This window comes from Caballeronia sp. AZ7_KS35 (assembly GCF_023631045.1).
GTDB lineage: Bacteria > Pseudomonadota > Gammaproteobacteria > Burkholderiales > Burkholderiaceae > Caballeronia > Caballeronia zhejiangensis.
On record NZ_JALQDV010000039.1, the window covers coordinates 112,551 to 132,133 of the forward strand.

Here is a 19,583-nt window from a genome sequence, read left to right on the forward strand (position 1 = left end):
TTCGTCCGTTCCATGAAACCTTCGATCCATCGCCGCGCGCTGATCGCCGGCATCGCATCCATCGTTCTCGCTGCTATGGCGCCCGTTCACGCAAACGCCGAAACGCGCGAAGTGGTCATCGGCTATCAGGACATGGTCGTGCCCTGGCGTTATGCGCAGGCGAGCGGCGCCGTCGAGAAAGCCACCGGATACAAGGTCACGTATCGCAAGCTCGGCAGCGGCGCGGATGTCATTCGCGCGCTCGCATCGGGCTCCATTCAGTTGGGCGAAGCCGGCTCCAGCCCGATCGCGGCGGGCTTGTCGCAAGGCGTCGACCTTTCGCTGTTCTGGATTCTCGACAACATCAACGACGCCGAGGCGCTCGTCGCGCGCAACGGCTCGGGCGTAAGCAAGCTCGCGGATCTGAAAGGCAAGACGCTCGGCGTGCCGTATGTGTCGACGTCGCATTTTCATGCGCTCGTCGCCTTGCAACAGGCAGGCGTCGATCCGTCGACGGTGAAGATCGTCAATCTGCGTCCGCCGGAGGTCGCGGCGGCGTGGGAACGCGGCAATATCGACGCGACGTATATCTGGGACCCGGTGCTCGCCAAAGCCAAGCAGAACGGCAAAGTGCTGATCACGTCGGGCGAAGTGGCGAAGGAATCGGGCAAGGCGACCTTCGACGGCTTCGTCGCGTCGCGCAAGTTCGCGCAGGACAATTCGGCGTTCCTGAACGGTTTCGTCAAAGTGCTCGCCGATACCGACGCGCAATACCGCGATCACAAAGCCGACTGGACCGCCGCGTCGAAACAGGTGCAGGCCGTCGCGCAGGAATCCGGCGCGAATCCCGCCGACGTGCCCGCGAGTCTCGCGCTCTACGCCTTCCCGAGCGCGGGCGAGCAGGCGTCGCCGACCTGGCTCGGCGGCGGAGCGCAATCCGGGGCGGCAAAGTCGCTCGCGGCAACCGCTCAGTTCCTCAAACAGCAGGGCACGATTCAGAACGTGCTCGCGGATTACTCCACGGGCGTCGATCCGCGCTTCGTGCAGCAGGCCGCGAAATGACATCGCTTTCCATCCGCAACCTCGGCGTCACGTATGAAGGCGCGAGCACGCCCGCGTTGCAAGGCGTCGACTTGCAGATCGGCAGCGGCGAGTTCGTCGTGGCGCTGGGTGCATCGGGATGCGGCAAGACCACGCTGCTGAATTGTCTCGCGGGTTTCCTGGAGCCGACCGAAGGCGAAGCGTCGCTGAATGGCGAACCGATCGACGGGCCCGGCGCCGAGCGTGGCGTCGTGTTCCAGAAGCATGCGCTGATGCCGTGGCTGAACGTCATCGACAACGTCGCGCTTGGCTTGCGTTTTCGCGGCGTGAAGCGCGACGAGCGCCGCGAGATCGCGCGTCGCACGCTCGCGCTCGTCGGCCTCGCGCAACATGAACACGCGAAGGTCTACGCGCTGTCGGGCGGGATGCAGCAGCGCGTCGGAATTGCGCGCGCGCTCGCGAGCGATCCCGAAGTATTGCTGATGGACGAACCGATGGGCGCGCTCGACGCCCTCACGCGCGAAACCGTGCAGGAACTCGTGCTCGACGTTTGGGCGCGCACCGGAAAGACGGTGTTCTTCATCACGCACAGCGTGGAAGAGGCACTCTTTCTGGCGACGCGCCTCGTGCTGATGACGCCAGGTCCGGGCCGCATCGAAGAGGTGCACGAACTGCCCTTCTCACGGAACTACGTTCGCAGCCGCGATGCGCGTGCCGTCAAATCGTCGCCCGCGTTCATCGAATGGCGGGAGCGGCTGACGCGCCGCCTGCATCGCACCGAGACGGAGGCGGCGTGAACCGGCCCGCTCACGATGTCCCGCTGCCGAACGCCCCAAGCGCATCGCCAGCCACGCGACGCGTCACCCGCACGAAGCATCGCGCGCGCTATCGCGGAATGCCGGGCGCGGGGCCGACCGCGCTGCCCAGCGCGCTGTGCGTCGCGACGCTCGCGGCATTGTGGTGGGCGGCCACGCATTTCCACTGGCTGCCGCCGCTCTTTCTGCCTTCGCCCGAGGCGGTCTGGCAGGCGTTCATCGACGCGTTGCACGGACGGCTTCAGGGCGGATTGCCGCTCTCGGAGCATCTCTTGTGGAGCGCGATCCGCGTGTTCGGCGCGTTCGCGCTCGCGGTTGTCACGGCGGTGCCGGTCGGAATTCTGATGGGCGTGAGCCGCATCGCGCGCGGCGTGCTCGATCCGCCGCTCGAGTTCTATCGGCCGCTGCCGCCGCTCGCGTATCTACCGCTCGTCGTCATCTACTTTGGTATCGATGAAACCGCGAAGATCGTCGTCATCTGGCTCGCCTGCTTCGCGCCGATCGCGATGGCCGCGCGCGCCGGCGTCAGGAGCGCGACTGCCGAGCAGGTGAACGCCGCGTGGTCGCTCGGCGCGAACTTCGGGCAAGTCGTGCGGTTCGTCGTGCTGCCCGCCGCGCTGCCCGAAATACTGACGGGCCTGCGCATCGCCGTGGGCTTCGGCTGGACCACGCTCGTCGCCGCCGAAATGGTCGCCGCGACCGCCGGCCTGGGTCAGATGGTGCTCAACGCGTCGAGCTTTCTGCGCACCGACGTGGTGGTGATGGGCATCGTGCTGATCGGCGCGATCGCGTGGATTTTCGACTTCGGCATGCGCGCGCTGGAGCAGCGGCTCGTGCCGTGGAAAGGACGCTGAGCCGCAAGGGCCTGGCGTCGCGGCGAACTTGGAATCGGCTGGACTCCTGATCCAGTAAGGGTTCCCTATCCGGCAATAAGGAAAATTAATTATTGACGTACTGCTGCTGAAAGGCAGAATCTCTCGGAAACAATCCTAATAAGTATTTCAGCGGCGCGACACGCTGAGAACAGATTTCCTTCCGCCATGCGTTGACGTGGTCTCTATACATGGAGAACAAAATGAGAAGGATACGAGGGATGGTCCTGGCTATTTCATCAGGAGTATTGATCAGTGCATGCGGCGGCGACGCCGGCTCCGATGTCTCAGGCCAGAGCACGAAAAGCATCGCAGGACAGCCGGCTTCACAGACCGAATCGACGACCAAGGGCTACGCGTTGTCGACCGTCATCTGGAGTCGCGTTCCCATCGGCGTGTGCTGGGACATGAACAACGCGGATTTCGCGCGCTTCGCGTCGGCACGAAACTGGAGCCGCCTCGCAGTTCAGGAAACCTGGGAACAGCATTCGGGCGTGCGTTTCACAGGCTGGCAGCAATGCACGAATGACCCCAATTACTTCGGGATCCGAATCAGCGTCGATGACAGCGCGCAGAGCGGGCCGCATACTTTCGGCCTCGGCGCGATGCTGAACAACGCGGTCGGCGGAATGGCGCTCAACTTCACGTTCAGGAACTGGAGTCGAAGTTGCCAGGGACGCGAAGAATACTGCATACGCCGCATCGCCGCGCACGAATTCGGTCACGCGCTGGGCTTCGCGCACGAGCAGAACCGGCCCGACACGCCTTCGACCTGCAACGAGCCCGCGCAGGGCACGAACGGCGACACGACGATCGGCGCGTGGGATGTCGCTTCGATCATGAATTACTGCAATCCCGAATGGAACGGTGACGGCAAGCTGAGCGCCACCGACATCGACATGGTGCAGAAATACTATGGGCCGCCGCCTTCCACTCAGACGGTGTACACGCTGACGCGTGCGCAGGCGCCGGCGCGGATTACCGCCTACGAGTTTCCTTCGCGCGCTGTGAAGGCGTCGATCGATCTTTCGCTGGGCGGCGACTATCAGCGCGTCGATCAGATGTTCGCAAGCGCCGACGGCAAGCGGCTGCACGTGCTGATGGAGCGAAATTCGACGTCCGTCGATCTCGCCACCATCGACACCGCGAGCAACAAGGTCGTGCGCGTCACGCCCATCGGTCCGATGTTGACGACGTTCACCGGCTATGGTTTTCAGCCCGCGTTGACCGGAAATCAGGTCTATCTGTGGAACAAAAATATCATCGACGTCGTCGATACGGATTCGGGAACGCTCGTCAGAAAGCTCGTGCTGCCGAAAGAATTCAGCGTCATCAAGATCGCGACGGCCGCCAATGACAGCGAGCACATCTTCGCGCTCGCGAACGAGCGGGGAACGAGGCTGGAGGTGCTGCGCATCGAATCGGCGAGCGGCTTCATCAGGGGCGGCTATCCGGCCGGTTCGGCGCCGGCGGCGCCGCGCGATGAGTTCACCGTCACGCCGGATGCGAAGAAAGCGTATTTCGTCGGATTCGCGTCGCCGAATGCACAGGGCAATCTCACGGAGATGGACCTGGAGAGCGGCTTCACGCGCGTGCTGACCGATCTGCCGGAGAAGAATCCGAAGTTCATCGCGGCGATCAACAATCAGCAAATTCTCTTCGCCGATGACAATGCCAACAGCCCGAGCTCGGTCATCCTCTACGACGTGACGAGCAGAAGCAAGACGACCGCGCTGAGTTCGTCGAAGTCGATGGCGTATCTCCAGTACGAGCCGAAAACGAAATCCATTCTTCTGGAGCAGGACGGCGTCTGGTCCGTCAATCAGTTGAGGCAGCGCGCGGACGGAAAATACAGAGACGTCGATCTCGGCCTGCGATCGTTCAGCAGCGGTTCGGCGTATGGCGGCGTCGCTCCGTTCGTGCTCGTGACGCGTTGATGTTCAAGGCGGCGCGCCAGTGGCATGATTGTCGGGTCGACCCGATCGTGCAGCGCTGGCCCGGAGGTGGCACATGTCCGTCTTTCTCGAAGTCGAGCACGTCACGACCTATCGCTACAACACGCCGGTGGAATTCTCGCCGCATCGCGTGATGTTCCGGCCGCGCGCCGCGCACGATATCCGCGTGCTGTCGGCGACGCTCGCGGCCGCTCCGCACAGCACGCAGTACTGGATGCACGACGTGTTTTCCAATTCGGTCGCGGTCGTCGAGCCGCGCGTGCCCGCCGACACGCTCGAACTGCGCGCGCGTTTCGTCATCGAGCATTTCGGCATCAGGAATCTGGAGTTGCCGGTCGCGCCCGAAGCCGAGAATTATCCGTTTCAGTACGCCGACGAGGACCGGCTCGATCTGGCGTCTTTCCTGCCGCCGCAGTATCCCGACGATCAGCCGATGCTGCGCGACTGGGTCGCGCAGTTTCTGCCCCGGCGCGGCGTCACGCACACGCGCGACATTCTGGGGAACATCAACGCCGCCATTCGCAGCGACTTTCAGTATCAGTCGCGCGACGCGATGGGCACGCAGCGTCCGTCGGAGACACTGAACCGGCGCAGCGGCACCTGTCGCGATTTCGCGCTGCTGATGATGGAAGTCGTGCGCGGACTCGGACTGGCCGCGCGCTTCGTGTCCGGGTATTTGTACGATCAGGCGCTCGACACGCCCGCTGCGCCGGCCGTCCGCAACACGGGGCTGCAGCAGGGCGCGCGACAGATCGAGAGCCGCGACGAGCCGCTCGTCGTCGGCGCGGGCGCGACGCACGCGTGGCTGCACGTCTTTTTGCCGGGCGCGGGCTGGGTGCCCTACGATCCGACGAACTCGCTCGTCGGCGGCACCGATCTGATCCGCGTCGCGTACACGCGCAAGCCCGAACAGGCGGCGCCGGTGTCCGGATCGTGGTTCGGCGCCGCGGAGGACTTCGCCGGGATGGACGTCAGCGTCAGCGTGCGGCGCATCGAGCCGCCGAGCGAGCCGTTGGCGTCGGCGGCGATCAAAACGGACTGATCCCCGACATGCCGCCATCGACGGCTAGATCGGCGCCGGTCATGTATTGCGATGCATCCGTCGCAAGGAAAAGGACCGCCGATGCGATCTCGGCGGGGTCGGCCGGACGCTTCATCGGGATGACTTTCGCCCACTCCAGCAATTGCGTCTCCGACATGCCCAAGCTGTCGAAGATCGGCGTGTTCGCGACGCCCGGCGAAATACTGTTGACGCGTATGCCGAGCTCGACGAATTCGGCGGCGAAGCTTTTGGCCAGAGAAACGACAGCCGCCTTCGACGCGCAATATGCGGAGAAATTTTTCGTGCCCTGATTGGCCGCGAGCGATGCCACGAGAACGATCGATGCCGGCCGCGCGAGCGAAGGCAGCGCTTCGCGCACCGTCGCATACACGCCGCCGACGTTGATGTTCAAGACATCGGTGAATTGTTCCAGCGAGGTTTCGCGCACGGGCGTCTGCCGGGAAATGCCGGCGTTGGCGACCAGAACGTCGATCTCGCGCTGAAAATGCTCGACTGCGGTTTTGTAGAGACGCTGCATGTCGGCCGGACTGGCGGCGTCGGCCACGACGCACAGCGCATTCTCGCCGAGCGTTTGCGCGGCCTGACGCAGCTTCTCCTGGTTGCGTCCGCTGATCACGACGCGGGCGCCCTCCGACACGAACCGTTGCGCGGTGGCGAACCCGATGCCCGAGCTTGCGCCGGTCACGACCGCCAGTTTTTTATCGAGCAGCATCGTTTCATCCTTGCAGGTTGATGACGAGGGCGCGACCCGAGCGAAGCGCGCGCGTCGAATGCCCCGAGCCTTTCAGATCGCCTGCGACGAACACCGAGCCTTCCGCGAAGCGCCGCGCGATGTCCCCGTCCTGCACCGCGATTTCAAGCTCGCCTTCGAGGACGACGACATACTGGCGCGACGGCGGATTATGACGATCGAGAAAATAGCCTTCGTCGAACTCATGCACCAGCACGCTCTCGCATGGCTGCGGCGGCGATAGCGTCACCGAAATGCCGTTGAACGGCACGGCGACGGTTTCGAACACGCGAATGGTCCTGAATGCCGAGTGCCCGTCGGCGTCGGTGTAGATCTCAGCGCAGTCCATGACGTCTCCTTGTCGACGATCCGCTTCGAAAATGTCACGCCACCGCTCCCTGGCCCATGCGTTCGCGCACCGCGCCGCAATGTTCGACGAGCTTGCCGCGCGTGGCGACGAATCGTTTGAGCGGCGTATCGATGTCGTAGAACCAGATGTTCGCGACGAACCCGTACAGCGCGGCATCGATGCTCGCGGGCGCGTCGCCGAACATGAACGGACCGTCGCCGAGCAGATTCGCTATTGCCTGGAGACTCGCGATGCCGCGTGCATACACGGCGTCCGGCTCGTATCTGCCGATGCCCTGATATCGATAGCGTTCGAAGTTGTATTTGCGCGCGCCTTCGAGCGCGTCGGCGCCGATGTCCGGATGCTGCGTCAGGAGCGCATCGCGAAACTGCGGCCAGTAGCGGTCGTCGCGCCAGCGCGAGTACGACATCACCCAGTAAAGATCGTCGAGCGTGCGGCGGACCAGCAGATCGAGATCGCGCTGCGCGGCGCCCAGCGCGTCGTCCAGTTCGATTGCGTGCTTGCTCTTCAGATGCGCGATGATCGCATCGCTGTCGCCGATGGTTTCATCGCCGTCGACGAGATACGGCAACTGCCCGCGCGGCGCGGCGCTCGTGTCCAGCACGTGACGATGCTCGAATGGCAGGGCCGCGAGCTTCAGGAACGCGAACACCTTCAATCCGAACGGATTGTTGTCTTCGAGGCCGAACAACTGAGGATACGAATAGAGCGTGATCATCGACGTCTCCGTGCGTCCTCCAGCAAGGACGCGCCAAGTTCGTTACGATTCCCGGTTGGCCTTGCATCTTCCCGTCACGCGTCGCGCCGCTTCCGCGCGCCGCCACACACGAAAAATACTATGCCCACGCCGCCTCATGCCATCGGTTTTACACTCGATCCGCTCGATCGCGTATCGGAGAAGCGCGACGATGAAACCTACGTCGCCGGCCTGCGCGACGATCCCGCCACGCGCTTTCTGCTGTTCGTGAACAACGTGCCGCTGTTCAAGCGCGCGAACGGTCACGATCCGCTTTTCGTCGCCCAGGAAATCGCGGCGCTCGGCGCGCCCGCGCAGACGGTTCTTCTCGGCCGCGACGCCGACCGCCGCGCGCTGTTCGCCCATTCCTTCGATGCAGAAACGCCGAGCCTCGCCGATGTCGAAGCGGTCGAACTGCGCCCCATCGCGATGCAGGGTCTCGTGTCGCCGCCGCTCGTCAGCGCGCTCGGCGAAGCGCGATCGATGCTCGACTGGCATCGCCGGCATCGCTTCTGCGCGAACTGCGGCCATCCGACCGATTCGGCGGGCGCGGGCTGGCGGCGCATCTGTCCGAACTGCAAGGCGCAGCATTTTCCGCGTGTCGACCCCGTGGTCATCATGCTCGTCACGGAGGGCGAACGCTGCCTGCTCGGGCGTCAGCCGCAATTTCTGCCGGGGATGTATTCGTCGCTTGCGGGCTTCGTCGAGCCGGGCGAGACTTTCGAGCACGCGGTGTATCGCGAAGTGCTGGAGGAAGCGGGCATCCGCTGCACGGACGTGCGCTATTTCGCGTCGCAGCCGTGGCCGTTTCCTTCATCGTTGATGATCGGATGCTTCGCGCGCGCCGTCACGACCGATATCACCATCGACAGGAACGAGCTCGAAGATGCGCGCTGGTTCACGCGCGAGGAGATCCGCGCGATGCTCGACGGCACGCACGAACAGGGACTTTCCGCGCCGAAGCCCTTCGCGATCGCGCATCATCTGCTGAAGGCGTTCGCGACGCGCGAGGTGGACTGAGTGGGCAGCTTCGCGGCGCGGCTCCGGCGATCGGTGCAGAATCCGAACCTGTGTTGCGCGGGGCGCGGCGAGAGCATTCATCAGACATCGGGTGAACGACATGAACATGAAAGGCGGCATGCATATCTGGCTGATCCGGCATGGTGAGACCGAGTGGAGCAAGTCGGGCCAGCACACCGGCACGACCGACATTCCGCTCACCGACGAAGGACGCAGACAGGCGCGGGCGCTCGCGCCGGTGCTCGCGTCGCAGTCTTTCGACTTAGTTTTGACGAGCCCGATGGGCCGCGCGATCGAAACCTGCCGGCTCGCGGGTCTGGGCGATCGCGCGACGGTGGAGTCCGAGCTTCACGAGTGGAATTACGGCATCTACGAAGGCCGCACCACGCCGGAAATCCGTGAAGAGGCGCCGGACTGGTCGGTGTGGTCATCGCCGATTCCGGAGGGCGAAAATCTCGCGGATGTCGGCAGGCGCGCGCAGGCGCTCATCGACAAGCTGCTCGCGACGAATGCGATGAACATCGCACTTTTTTCGCACGCGCATTTTTCGCGTGTGTTCGGGGCGCAGTGGGCGACGGGATCGCCGGCTCTTGGGGCGCATCTCGCGATGGATACCGCCGCGATGAGTGTGCTCGGATTTGAGCGCGACGTCCGCGCCATTGTTAAGTGGAATCTCTTGCCTTTTTGATGTTTTTTGCGATAGGTCCCGTGATCGTGTCGGCCTTTTCTTTCGCCGGATCCCGTTTTCGTGTCGGTGCATTAGGACAGGGGCAACGCCAATAGACCGACACCAACACGGGATCCGGCGAAGAACCATAAAAACCATCATCAGCAAAAAGCCCATACCAACGGTGCCTGCGAAGTTCCTGCGATCCGCCATCAAAACCCCGTCTCCCGCTCTACTTGACGTTGAGCTGAACCGATGCGATCAGTTCCGACAAACCGAGCCAGAGAATTTGCACGCCGATACAAAAGATGATGAACGCGAAAAGGCGCATGGCAATCTGCGTTCCGACGGCGCCAAGCAGGCGCTCCAAATGCCCCGCGAATCGCACGCACACATAGATGCTCGCGCACAGAACGACAAGCCCGACGCCCACGCCGGCGAGATGCACCGGCTGCAGCCCATGACGCGGCGAGCCCGTGCCGAGCGCGATGGCGACCGCGATCGCACCCGGCCCGACGGTGATCGGCAGCGTCAGCGGATAGAACGCCTTCGCACGCAGCGACGCGCCGCCGCGCGGCGTGGGCGCGGGTTCGGCGCCGTCGTCGTCATCGGGCGTCTGAAGCAGGCTCCAGCCCGCCATCGCGACGACGAAACCGCCCGCCACGCGCAACACCGGAATCGAGATCCCGAAAAACGTCAGCACATAAGCGCCGATCAAAAGCGACGCGAGCAAGATCACGAAACTGTTGATGCAGATGCGCCGCGCGAGCTCGGCGCGATCGGCGTCGCCGATATGCGGCAGCATGCTCAGCACGACGAGCGCCGTCGCGGGAGGATTGATGATCGGGAACAATCCGGCGACGATCACAAGGACCGTCTTGGCGAATTCGTTGAGCATGCGCGTCGTTGTCCGTCGTTCGTTGGCGTGCTGCAAGCCCGGACATTGTGCACGCTAAGCCGGCGCGCGTGCGCGCAATGACGGTCCGATCAGACGAACGGTGCGGTGAGAATCAGCGTGCATTCGGTGAGAAACGAGCCGATCCCGACGCCGATCAGCACGCGCGCGACGATCGTCCATACGCGCCGATCGACATTGCCCGCGCAGCGCCACGCGAGCGTGCACCACAGCAGATACAGCGCCGAGCACACGGCGAATACGCCGAGCATGCCGGGCCAGAACCAGACGGTGATCAGCAGAAATGTTTCGGGAGTGACGCCGCTCGTCCAGAGGTCGAGATAGACGAACCACCACGCGAGGTGGATCGGCACGCCCAACAGCCACCAGACTTTCCAGAAGCGTTCTTCTCCGCGCCAGGCCTTGCGCAACATGCGTCGTCGTGAGTGGAAAGAGGCACGCATTTTACTCCACGCGTTGCGCGCCCTTTCCGCGCCTTCAGGCCGACAGGCTGCGGCGTTTCGCTTCCATGCGCGTGATGAGCCGCTGCAGCACGTTCTCCGCGGCGGCCGAAAGCCGCACGAAGCGAAAGCCGACGACGTAACGCACATCGCCGCGCGGCGTCGTCACGGAGCGCGGCGACACGAGTTCGAGATCGACGGGCAAGGCCGCGCCCGGACCGAGATGAAGCACGACATCGCGGAACACGGTGCCGCGCTCCGTTTCCGCGAGACGCGGCGTGTCCATGCGCAGCGCGATGCCACCGAGCGACAGGTCGTGCACTTCGTGGCGGAACGCTTCGCCGTCGGCGAATGCACCTTTCGCGTAGAAGGGTTCGAGAACCGGCGTCGGCACGCGGAAGTATTCGCGACGCTGGAACTGATAGAGCTTCTCGGGGAACGGCACTTCGAACGCCTGACGTCCTTCGTGGGTCACGGCGCGCGCGGCGAGCGTCGTGAATTCGACGCGCACGCCGTCCGGCGCACCCTTGAAATACAACTGCCGCGCTTCGAGCAGCACACGATTGTCCGCCTCGACGCCGCCCCAGTCGAACACGATGCACGCTTCGCGCGCGTCGGTTTTCAGCAGTTGCGTAACGATCTGTCCGCGCCCGCTCGTCACGGTGAGCATGTCGCCCCGCTGCACGAGCGTTCGCAGAACGATCGATATTTCGGATGGCGTGTGTCGCGCGAAGCGCTCATGATCTTCCGCGAATTTTTCGATGTCTGTCGTTTGCGGCAACGGCTCGGCGAGCATGATGGTCCAATCTAGTTATCAGTTTGGGACAGCGAGCGACGACTACCTGCTTTGCCTTATGTTGCCCGAAAAAAAACGGCTTCAGTACATCGGTAACGACTAGATTTTCACGGCAATTCAGCGTTTTGCAGAGCAGCAAACCATTTGTCTTACGGATAACTTTCTAAAAAAGAGAAGGCCGGGCGCGAACACCCGGCCTTCTCGCGCTTCATGCGACACGCGTCACGCGAGCGTATCGAGTTCGCTTGCGAGCGCGCGGCGTCGGATCGGCGCGAGCGCAGCGCCCATGCGTTCGCCCTGCGCCTCGCTGATGAGGCTCATCAGGATTTCGCCGAAGCGCGGTTCGTCCACGCCCGAGATGATGTACTGCCACCGATACGCATCGACCAGTCCCGCATGCACGCGCGCCTCTTCGTCGGCGGAAAGCGCGCGGTCGAGTTGCGATACGAAGTAATGCGCGTCGGCGGCGGCTTGCGCCTGCATCATCCCGTCGATGGCCGCGACTAGCTCGATCAGATCGCCGATCGCGGCATCGCGCGCGTCGTCGTCGAGCCGCGCGTCTTCGCGCATCCACTCGAGTTCGTCGATGATCGCGTGCTGCGACTCCTCCTTCCAGTGGAACAGGAAGATGTCCTTGAATAGCGGCGACAAGCTCGCGTCGCTTTCCATGCTCTGCCGGTAATGCACCTGCGTGACGATTTCGACGCAACACGTCAGCGCGAGAATCGACCACGTCGATTTGCCGAGCACGAACGCGGCAACCTCGTCGGCCTGCGCGATGAAGCGATAGCCCGGCGGCAGCGTTTGCGCGGCGAGCGCTTCCACGCGGCGAAACAATTCCTGATGCTTCAGCTCTTCGTCGGTGAACCGCACGATCGCTTCGAGCGCGGTCTGATCGCCGAGCGCATGATCGCGGCCGACCTCGAGCATCTTCGCGCCGACGAAACGCTCGATCATGCCGAACATGTTGGCGTACGTGCGGCCCTGAACCTGCGACATCAGACGGCGCTCGCGCGCGTCGAGGAACGGCAGACGATGCACTTCGGATAGTCCGTCGGGCATGAACTTGTGCGCGGGATCGAAATGACGGCCGCGCAATACGTCGCGATCGATATCCCAGCGGATGCGGCGGGACACTTCGATGCACTTCGCATAACGTTGCTGCGGGGTGATTTTCCTGGATTGAGACTCGTGCTGAACGGCTTCCATGTGCGAACTCCGGAACGACTCTGCGTCGATGACTCTGATGAATGCGCGCCCTGCAATCCGCGCGCTGCGTCGAACAGGTCTGCGTAGGGTCGTGCGCCGCGTCACCGTTCTGCGAATCATTCTCTGCAACGGCCCGCTCTCGCACATGAGGCGCATGTCCCGGCTGGGCACCGGGACACGGCATTTGGCGGCAATGAAGGGGGACGCAGGTCCCGAAGCGCTCAGGCGGCGGGCGCGTCGAAGCCCGCGCGGCGCGCGAGCACGATGGCCTGCGCGCGGTTTTCGACTTCGAGCTTCGCGAAAATGCTGGTGATGTGATTGCGCACGGTCTTCTCGCTCAACGCGAGTCGCGCGGCGATCTGCGCGTTGTCGCGCCCGCCCGCGAGCAATTCGACGATATCGCGCTCACGCGGCGTCAGCGCGGAGAACGCCGGATCGCTCACGTTCGATGACGGCAGAAACCCCCGCACTTCCTCGCGCCAGCGTTGCCACGCAGGCTCGGATTCGAGCGTGATGTGATTTTCGCTATCGAGCGGCACGAAGCGCGCGCCGGCAATCTGCCCGGCGAGCAGGCGGCTTTCGTCGAACGGCACGCGCGCATCGCCGCTCGCGTGCAGCACGAGCGTCGGACATTGCACGCGCGGCAGCAGCGCCACCACGTCGATCTCGTTGAACACGCGCATGATGCGCGCGGCGTTGCGCGGCGTGGTCGTCAGACGTTCGAGTTCGTTGAACCAGTGATGCTGCTCCGGCGTGCCGCCGGGAATGAACTGCGTCGTGAAGAACTGGCGAAACGCCGGATTCTGCTTGCCCCAACCGAGTTCGGCGAGCTTCACGAGCATTTCGGCTTCCTCGTGCAACGCCGGATCGCACGAGCGTTTCAAACGGCCGCGCGCGTAGCCGCCATGCAGCACGAGATGCGTGACCCGCTCCGGATGCGCGACCGCATACGCGATGGCAATCGACGCGCCCTGCGAAATTCCCAGCAGCGGAAAGCGTTCGAGGCCGCTCGCATCGGCGACGGTTTCGAGATCGCGCAGCCAGGCGTCGAAGGAAATTTCGCCGACGTCGCGATCGGAGAGACCGCAGCCGCGCTGATCGTAGCGAATCAGCGTGTGACGGCCGCACAGTTCGAGCATCAGATGGTTCCAGACCGGGCTCGTGAAATCGAGCTCCAGATGACTGAGCCAGTTCGCCGCCTTGATGAGCGGCGGGCCGGAGCCGCACGTCGCGTACGCGATGCGCACGCCGTCGCTCGCCGTGCAAAGGCGGATATGCTGCCGAGGCGTGGACGGGCGCGGCATCATCGGAACGATGTGTAAGTAGGGACTACCTAAAAAATCGATGCACGCGCGGCGGCTCGCGCGATCGCTCATGCTTGCGCGTAAAGCTTTGGAAAGTCAAGGAATAGACAGTCAGGGACGGCGCGCGCCGCGCATCTGGCTCGTCAGGTCGCCGTGATGCATGATGAGCGCGCGCAGCGACGGCCACATATGCATGTAATGCACCATGAAGCTGTCGCGCGACTGAAGCTGATACGGCGTGTTGATGGTCGCGCAATCGAGCAGATGGCACGAGTCGGCAAGGCCATGCCGTGCGAGCACCTTGATGAACACGTCCTGGTCGCCGCCGCTCGCATAGGTCGACGATTTATCCGCGATCGCGCCGATGCTCTGCTCGATTTCCGTCAGCACGTCGAGGTTTTGCGGCGTGTTGCGAAAACCCATGATGCCCGAGTTGAACTGCCAGCTTACGTCCGTCGCGAGCACGCGATCCCGCTTCTCGCATAGCGGTTCGAGCCGCCGGCTCTGATCGGCGACGAGCACGTCGGCATCGATCCAGAAGACCCATTCGTGTTCCGGCAAATGGCGCAGCAACACCCAGGGCTTGATCCAGTTGCCGCTCGCGCCCGCGCCCGCTTCGGCCGGCACGTCGCGATAGAGATGCAGCGCGTAGCCGTGACGCTCGCAATAGCGGCGCACGTTGCGCTCGGCGATCGCGCCGTATTCGCGGATATTCGGCGTATGAAGCATCGCGAGCGCGATGGACGCGCTTCGGTTCGACGCTTCGTAGCGTGTTTCATCGGCTTCCGGCTGCGGCAAGGCGAGATACGGCAGGCCGCGCGCCTGACACTCGTTGATGTGCTCCGCGAACAGATCGCGCAAGTCGGCGAAGACCGGCTGATTCTTCGGCGCATCGGGCATATCGGCGAGCGCAAGAGAGAACGCGGGCCATTCCGCCCATATCGGCGACACGTTCAGCGCCGCGAGCACAACGGGATGATGGCCTTCGATCGCCTCAGTGAACGGCCGAGGTCCTAGCGCACTCAGCAGCTGCGCTTCGCTCGCGAGCGCCCTGCCGAACCTGGCGCCCTCGCAGATGCGTTGAACCCGCTCGCGCGCGGCCGCCGTGTTGCGCCAAAGCTGAAACGCCGCCATGACGTCGCCGGGGTCATCGTCACGATACGAGACGATCCAATCGCGGTTTTCCCCGCGCATGAGCGTCTCGCACGGAATGTCGCGTAACAGCAGGCAATCCTGCGTGATCAGCAACACGAGATCGCCCTCGGCACACGCGCGCAGCTTGCGCAACAACACCTGATACTTCAACAGCATCCGCAGATGTGCCCAGCCGATCGCGGCCGTATCGACATACTCGTGCGGATAAGCAAGACGCGCGCAATAGCGGCGATGATTTTCGAACGACGCGCGCGCGGTGTCGTCGGCAAAAAAACTGATGACGTGAGTCGTCATGGCGATGCTCCAAAATGCCGCGTGTCGGGGATTTTGGTCCCGTCATCGGCGCGCGGGCAAGCGCAAGGACACTTTGTTTCGTCGTCGATTGTGACGGCTGCGAACGTTTCGCTCAGCGCTTCGCGCGCAGCGGCAGCGTCGCGATGAACTGATCGACCGCCGCGAAAAGCGCCGCACGCCGCACGCCGTCCTGCGCCTGAATCGACAGACCCGCGAACAATGTCATGCACAGCGCGGCGAGCGCCTGAACATCGGTGCGCGTGTCGAGCTCGCCATTTTCGACGCCCTGCGCGAGCCGCGCCGCGACGATCGACGCGACCTTGCGCCGGCGCTTCTGCATCTCGGCGCGCAATTGCGCGTGCTCGCCGCCGACGGACATCGCGCCCAGAAAGATCATGCAGCCACGCGGAGTCTTCCTGCCGGTGAACAATTCGACGCTCGCGCGGAACATCGCGCGCAGGCCGTCGCGCACGGATTCGTGCGCCTGCAACTGCCTGAGCGCCGCGCCGCCTTCGGCTTCCGTGTACAGCTCGACCGCCTCCCGATACAGATCTTCCTTGCTGCCGAACGCGGCATAGAGGCTCGGCGAATTGATGCCCATTGCTTCGACGAGATCGGCCATCGAACAGGTGTCGTAGCCTTTCGCCCAGAACAGTTCCATCGCGTTTCGCAACGCCGCTTCGCGGTCGAATGCGCGCGGCCGGCCGCGCGCCCTGTGCTGCGTCTCGTGCATTTCCGACGACATGTCTCACTCCTTTTCGATGCCGGCGATTAGTGCGTCCATCGAAATTCTGAATTATGTGTCGATCGTAACAAAATAACTGGACGCTGTCGCGCGCCGATGCTTAAATATCTGTATCGATCGTCACATAAACATCGGAACCATCTCAGGAGTGTCGCCATGAAATCGACTTTGTCCGCGCTCGCAGCCGCTTTGCTGCTGGCAAGCCCGCTGGTGTCGTTTGCGCAAGCCACGGAAACGGCTGCATCGCCTGCGCCGTATTCGGTGTTCGTCGATCAACCCACCGGCTTCACGTTCGTGAAAATGCCGTCGGGCTGGAAGTTCGTCGGCGCGGTCTCGCAGGAAGAGGCGCAGCATGTGCCGGCGAACGTGTTGACGTCGGTGTTGCCCGCGGATTCCGCGCGCAAGATCGACACGGCGTCAGTCAGATAGGCGTTGGGCTGGAAACCGCATCGATTTCGATATCGAGCAAAGCCGAGCTCATCGACTTGCCGTGCGCGTCGAGCGCGAGCGAACGCGTGACGCCGCCGCCGAGCGCATCGCGCAAAACGAAATTGAACGCGTGCAAGAGCGGCAGTTCGTAACGCACGACATCGCCCTTCACGACATCGGCGAGATGCGCTTTCACGCGCTCGGGCGTCAGTTGCGCGCGCAGATGCGCGTAGTGCTTCGCGTCGAAGCAGATCACCGACACGTTCGACGTGTTGCCTTTGTCGCCGGTGCGGCCGTGCGCCAGTTCACGCAGTTTCATCGCTTGCCTCCACGAATTCGAAAAGGGGCTTCACGTGTTCGCGCGCGAGCAGCACGGACTGCACCGCGATGACTTCCCGCGTCGCCTTCGTCACGCCGCCGCCGCCCGCCGGGCCGTTGGTATAGAGCGTTTCGATCTCGTTGCCGATGCGCGCCGCCTCCTTCGCGCTCGACGTGCGTCCCGCGACGCGCACGCGCACTTCATACGGCTCTTCGGCGTTCGATGCGAGCGCGTCGCCGTAAAGCGAATTGACGCCGATGAGGTCGAAGCGCAGTTCGCTCGTATCGATGCACATGATCGACAGCCGTTCGCGCGCGATATCGAGCGCGAGCCGCGCGCGTGCGACCGCGCCCGGACCGCCGTAGGAAATCTGACCTTCGCCGATATAGCCATCGACATAGGCGACCGATGTCTTCAGCGTATCCGTGCGCGCGTGGCCGCGTCCGCCGGTCACGCGCACGCGGTCGCGCGCTTCCTGCGCGACGCGAACTTGCGTGAAATCCGCGACGACGTCCGGCTGAAAATAACGCGCCGGATCGTGAATCTCATAGAGCAGTTGTTCCTTGCACGTCGCTTCGGTCACGCAGCCGCCTGCGTGCGGCACCTTCGTCACGATGACAGAACCATCCGCGCTCACTTCGCCGATCGGGAAGCCGAGACGCGCGAGATCGTTCACGTCCTTGTAACCGGGATCGGCAAAATAGCCGCCCGTCACCTGACCCGCGCATTCGAGCAAATGACCGACGACGGTCGCCTGTCCGAGCGTCGTCCAGTCGTCCATCTTCCAGCCGAATTCGTGGATGAGCGGCGCGGTGAATAGCGACGGATCCGCCACGCGGCCGGTCAGCACGATGTCCGCGCCCGCCGCGAGCGCAGCGACGATCGGCGCCGCGCCGAGATACGCATTCGCCGACACGATGCGGTCCGCGTACGCGCTCACATCGTCGCCGGATTCCTCGAAGCGCAGACGCGAACGCAAAACGACATCGAGCACGTCGTCGCCGGTGACGGCTGCGATTTTCAATCCGTCAAGGCCGAGCTCGCGCGCGATCCTCGCGGTCTTCTTCGCCGCCGCACGCGGATTCGCCGCGCCCATGTTCGAGATGATCCGCACGCCATTTTTCGCCGCGACGGGCAGCACGGCGCGCATGCGCGTTTCGAGCAACGGGTCGTAACCGAGTTCGGGATCGTTGCGGCGCGACTGCTGCGCGATCGCGATCGTGCGTTCGGCAAGGCATTCGAACACGAGATAGTCGAGCGCGCCGTGCTCCGCGAGTTCGACGGCAGGCTCGATGCGATCGCCCGAATAACCCGCGCCCGCGCCGATTCTGATGATGTCTTTCATGGTGCTTTTCCTTTACAGCGGGAACACGCCCAGCACGACGCACGCGATCGTCATGACGACCGACGCGCCGAACAGCAGCGGGAACGTGAACTTCTGATGATCCGCGAGATCGATGCCGCACAAGCCGACGACGAGAAACGTCGCGGGCGTGAGCGGGCTCACGGGAAAGCCGGTCGTCATCTGCCCGAGGAGCGCCGCCTGGCCGACATGCACCGCCGGCACGCCGAGTTGCGACGCCACTTCGGCGATCACCGGCAACACGCCGAAATAGAACGAATCGGGATCGAAAAGCATCGAGAGCGGCATCGACAGCAGGCCGAGCACGACCGGAATGTGGCCGGCAAAAGCGGGCGGCACGAAACCGACCGCCGCCTGCGCCATCGCCTTCAACATGCCGCTGCCTTGCATGATGCCGGTGAACACGCCCGCCGCGAGCAGAATGCCGGCCATCATCAACGCGGCGCGAGCGTGCGCGTCGATGCGCTTTCGCTGCATGTCGACGTTCGGGTAATTCACGATCAGCGCAATGCACAGCCCGACCATGAACATGATGGCGGGCGGAATCTTTTCGCCCATCGCGACCATCGTGCCGAGCACGACGACCGTCAGCACGATGTTGAACCAGAAATTCTTCGGGCGGCGCAGCGACTGTTCTTCGGGCGTCAGTTCGCGCTTCGGAAGCGGAATCGCGCCGTTCGCGCTCGAATAGCCGAGACGCTTTTCCTCGCGGCGGCCGAGCCACCACGCCATGCCGAACACGAACACGAGCCCGACGGCCTGCACCGGAATCAGCGGATTGAACAGCGATGAAATCGGCAGATGCAGCGACGCCGATGCGCGGATCATCGGCCCGGTCCACGGCAGAAAGTTGATGCCCGCCGCCATCGAAACGGCCGCGGCGAGCACGCGCTTGTCCATGTTCAGGCGATCGTAGAGCGGCAGCATCGCGGGAATCGTGACGAGAAAGCAGACGGCGCCCGAGCCGTCCAGATGAATCAGCAGCGCGAGCAGCGTCGTGCCCATCACGATGCGCGTCGGTTTCGTGCCGACCGCGCGCAGGATGCGATCGATGATCGGATCGAGCGTGCCCGCGTCCGTGATCGTGCCGAAGTAAAGGATCGCGAACACGAACATACCGACGACCGGCGCGAGGCTCTTCAATCCGTCGATGACGAACCTGCTCGTCGAAAGCCCGAAGCCGCCGATCAGCGACGCCACGATCGGCACGATGATGAGCGCGACGAGCGGCGACATCCGTTTGGAAAGGATCGCCCCGAGCAGGACGACGATGGTGGCGAGGCCGAGCATCGGCAGCATGAACGTGTCTCCGAATTGTCTTTTGATGCGGTCTAGAGTAAGTTCGGAGCGGCAATTACACAATTG

The 19,583-nt window shown here is 63.7% G+C and carries 21 protein-coding genes; 8 read left to right on the forward strand and 13 right to left on the reverse strand.

Annotation, left to right across the window (positions count from 1 at the left end; all coding sequences use genetic code 11):
- Positions 1-75 precede the first annotated feature (75 nt).
- The 5 genes from tauA (at position 76) to NCT05_RS24625 (ending at position 5,704) form a co-directional block, all read left to right on the forward strand.
- Positions 76-1,041: a taurine ABC transporter substrate-binding protein gene (tauA, locus tag NCT05_RS24605; protein ID WP_372492545.1), complete on the forward strand. Its 966-nt coding sequence runs from the start codon at positions 76-78 to the stop codon at positions 1,039-1,041.
- Complete coding sequence (locus NCT05_RS24610; RefSeq protein ID WP_250503380.1) at positions 1,038-1,817, forward strand: taurine ABC transporter ATP-binding protein; 780 nt, start codon at positions 1,038-1,040, stop codon at positions 1,815-1,817. Before tauA ends, NCT05_RS24610 begins: the two co-directional genes overlap by 4 nt.
- Positions 1,814-2,689, forward strand: a complete 876-nt coding sequence (locus NCT05_RS24615; protein WP_175982627.1) for an ABC transporter permease subunit — start codon at positions 1,814-1,816, stop codon at positions 2,687-2,689. The genes NCT05_RS24610 and NCT05_RS24615 overlap by 4 nt, the downstream gene beginning before the upstream one ends.
- A 266-nt stretch (positions 2,690-2,955) precedes the next feature.
- Positions 2,956-4,644, forward strand: coding sequence for an ATPase (locus NCT05_RS24620; RefSeq protein WP_250503381.1), 1,689 nt, complete (start codon positions 2,956-2,958; stop codon positions 4,642-4,644).
- Positions 4,645-4,717: 73 nt separating this feature from the next.
- Positions 4,718-5,704 carry a transglutaminase family protein gene (locus tag NCT05_RS24625; protein ID WP_008349015.1) on the forward strand — a complete coding sequence of 329 codons (987 nt, stop codon included), beginning with the start codon at positions 4,718-4,720 and terminating at the stop codon, positions 5,702-5,704.
- Here NCT05_RS24625 and NCT05_RS24630 read toward each other — a convergent pair.
- Genes NCT05_RS24630 through NCT05_RS24640 form a run of 3 tightly spaced genes read right to left on the reverse strand, consistent with a single transcriptional unit; the run spans position 5,691 to position 7,543 of the window.
- Positions 5,691-6,437: an SDR family NAD(P)-dependent oxidoreductase gene (locus NCT05_RS24630; protein WP_250503382.1), complete on the reverse strand. Its 747-nt coding sequence runs from the start codon at positions 6,435-6,437 to the stop codon at positions 5,691-5,693. The genes NCT05_RS24625 and NCT05_RS24630 overlap by 14 nt on opposite strands.
- 4 nt (positions 6,438-6,441) lie before the next feature.
- Positions 6,442-6,804 carry a cupin domain-containing protein gene (locus NCT05_RS24635; RefSeq protein ID WP_008349017.1) on the reverse strand — a complete coding sequence of 121 codons (363 nt, stop codon included), beginning with the start codon at positions 6,802-6,804 and terminating at the stop codon, positions 6,442-6,444.
- 34 nt (positions 6,805-6,838) lie between these two features.
- Positions 6,839-7,543 (reverse strand): glutathione S-transferase family protein, encoded by a 705-nt coding sequence (locus NCT05_RS24640; protein ID WP_175982630.1) that lies wholly within the window; start codon positions 7,541-7,543, stop codon positions 6,839-6,841.
- Positions 7,544-7,663: 120 nt separating this feature from the next.
- Between NCT05_RS24640 and nudC the strand changes: the two genes are divergently transcribed.
- Positions 7,664-8,581, forward strand: coding sequence for an NAD(+) diphosphatase (nudC, locus tag NCT05_RS24645; RefSeq protein WP_250503383.1), 918 nt, complete (start codon positions 7,664-7,666; stop codon positions 8,579-8,581).
- 100 nt (positions 8,582-8,681) lie between these two features.
- Complete coding sequence (locus NCT05_RS24650) at positions 8,682-9,269, forward strand: histidine phosphatase family protein (protein WP_033536518.1); 588 nt, start codon at positions 8,682-8,684, stop codon at positions 9,267-9,269.
- 211 nt (positions 9,270-9,480) lie between these two features.
- Here NCT05_RS24650 and NCT05_RS24655 read toward each other — a convergent pair whose 3' ends face one another.
- The 7 genes from NCT05_RS24655 to NCT05_RS24685 form a co-directional block, all read right to left on the reverse strand.
- Complete coding sequence (locus NCT05_RS24655; RefSeq protein ID WP_008349021.1) at positions 9,481-10,146, reverse strand: MarC family protein; 666 nt, start codon at positions 10,144-10,146, stop codon at positions 9,481-9,483.
- An 89-nt stretch (positions 10,147-10,235) separates the two neighbouring features.
- Positions 10,236-10,577, reverse strand: a complete 342-nt coding sequence (locus NCT05_RS24660) for a hypothetical protein (protein ID WP_008349022.1) — start codon at positions 10,575-10,577, stop codon at positions 10,236-10,238.
- Between the two features lie 64 nt (positions 10,578-10,641).
- A complete protein-coding gene (locus NCT05_RS24665) occupies positions 10,642-11,400 on the reverse strand; it encodes a flagellar brake protein (RefSeq protein WP_250441250.1) in 759 nt (252 codons plus the stop codon).
- Positions 11,401-11,622: 222 nt separating this feature from the next.
- Positions 11,623-12,609, reverse strand: a complete 987-nt coding sequence (locus tag NCT05_RS24670) for a hypothetical protein (protein ID WP_175982634.1) — start codon at positions 12,607-12,609, stop codon at positions 11,623-11,625.
- A 221-nt stretch (positions 12,610-12,830) separates the two neighbouring features.
- Positions 12,831-13,916, reverse strand: coding sequence for an alpha/beta fold hydrolase (locus NCT05_RS24675; protein WP_033536494.1), 1,086 nt, complete (start codon positions 13,914-13,916; stop codon positions 12,831-12,833).
- 108 nt (positions 13,917-14,024) lie between these two features.
- The gene (locus NCT05_RS24680) at positions 14,025-15,362 is read right to left on the reverse strand and encodes a glycosyltransferase family protein (RefSeq protein ID WP_250503384.1); all 1,338 of its coding nucleotides are present in this window, start codon (positions 15,360-15,362) and stop codon (positions 14,025-14,027) included.
- A gap of 112 nt (positions 15,363-15,474) precedes the next feature.
- On the reverse strand, positions 15,475-16,107 hold the full coding sequence (locus NCT05_RS24685) for a TetR/AcrR family transcriptional regulator (RefSeq protein WP_250503385.1): 633 nt from the start codon (positions 16,105-16,107) through the stop codon (positions 15,475-15,477).
- A 156-nt stretch (positions 16,108-16,263) separates the two neighbouring features.
- Between NCT05_RS24685 and NCT05_RS24690 the strand changes: the two genes are divergently transcribed.
- On the forward strand, positions 16,264-16,536 hold the full coding sequence (locus NCT05_RS24690) for a hypothetical protein (RefSeq protein WP_175982636.1): 273 nt from the start codon (positions 16,264-16,266) through the stop codon (positions 16,534-16,536).
- Here NCT05_RS24690 and NCT05_RS24695 read toward each other — a convergent pair.
- The 3 genes from NCT05_RS24695 to NCT05_RS24705 are packed head-to-tail and all read right to left on the reverse strand — an operon-like array spanning position 16,529 to position 19,517.
- Positions 16,529-16,855 (reverse strand): AtuA-related protein, encoded by a 327-nt coding sequence (locus tag NCT05_RS24695; RefSeq protein ID WP_250436884.1) that lies wholly within the window; start codon positions 16,853-16,855, stop codon positions 16,529-16,531. The two genes, NCT05_RS24690 and NCT05_RS24695, sit on opposite strands and share 8 nt — an antisense overlap.
- The gene (locus NCT05_RS24700) at positions 16,842-18,200 is read right to left on the reverse strand and encodes an acyclic terpene utilization AtuA family protein (RefSeq protein ID WP_250436886.1); all 1,359 of its coding nucleotides are present in this window, start codon (positions 18,198-18,200) and stop codon (positions 16,842-16,844) included. Before NCT05_RS24700 ends, NCT05_RS24695 begins: the two co-directional genes overlap by 14 nt.
- A gap of 12 nt (positions 18,201-18,212) precedes the next feature.
- On the reverse strand, positions 18,213-19,517 hold the full coding sequence (locus NCT05_RS24705; RefSeq protein ID WP_250481978.1) for a CitMHS family transporter: 1,305 nt from the start codon (positions 19,515-19,517) through the stop codon (positions 18,213-18,215).
- Between the last annotated feature and the right edge of the window lie 66 nt (positions 19,518-19,583).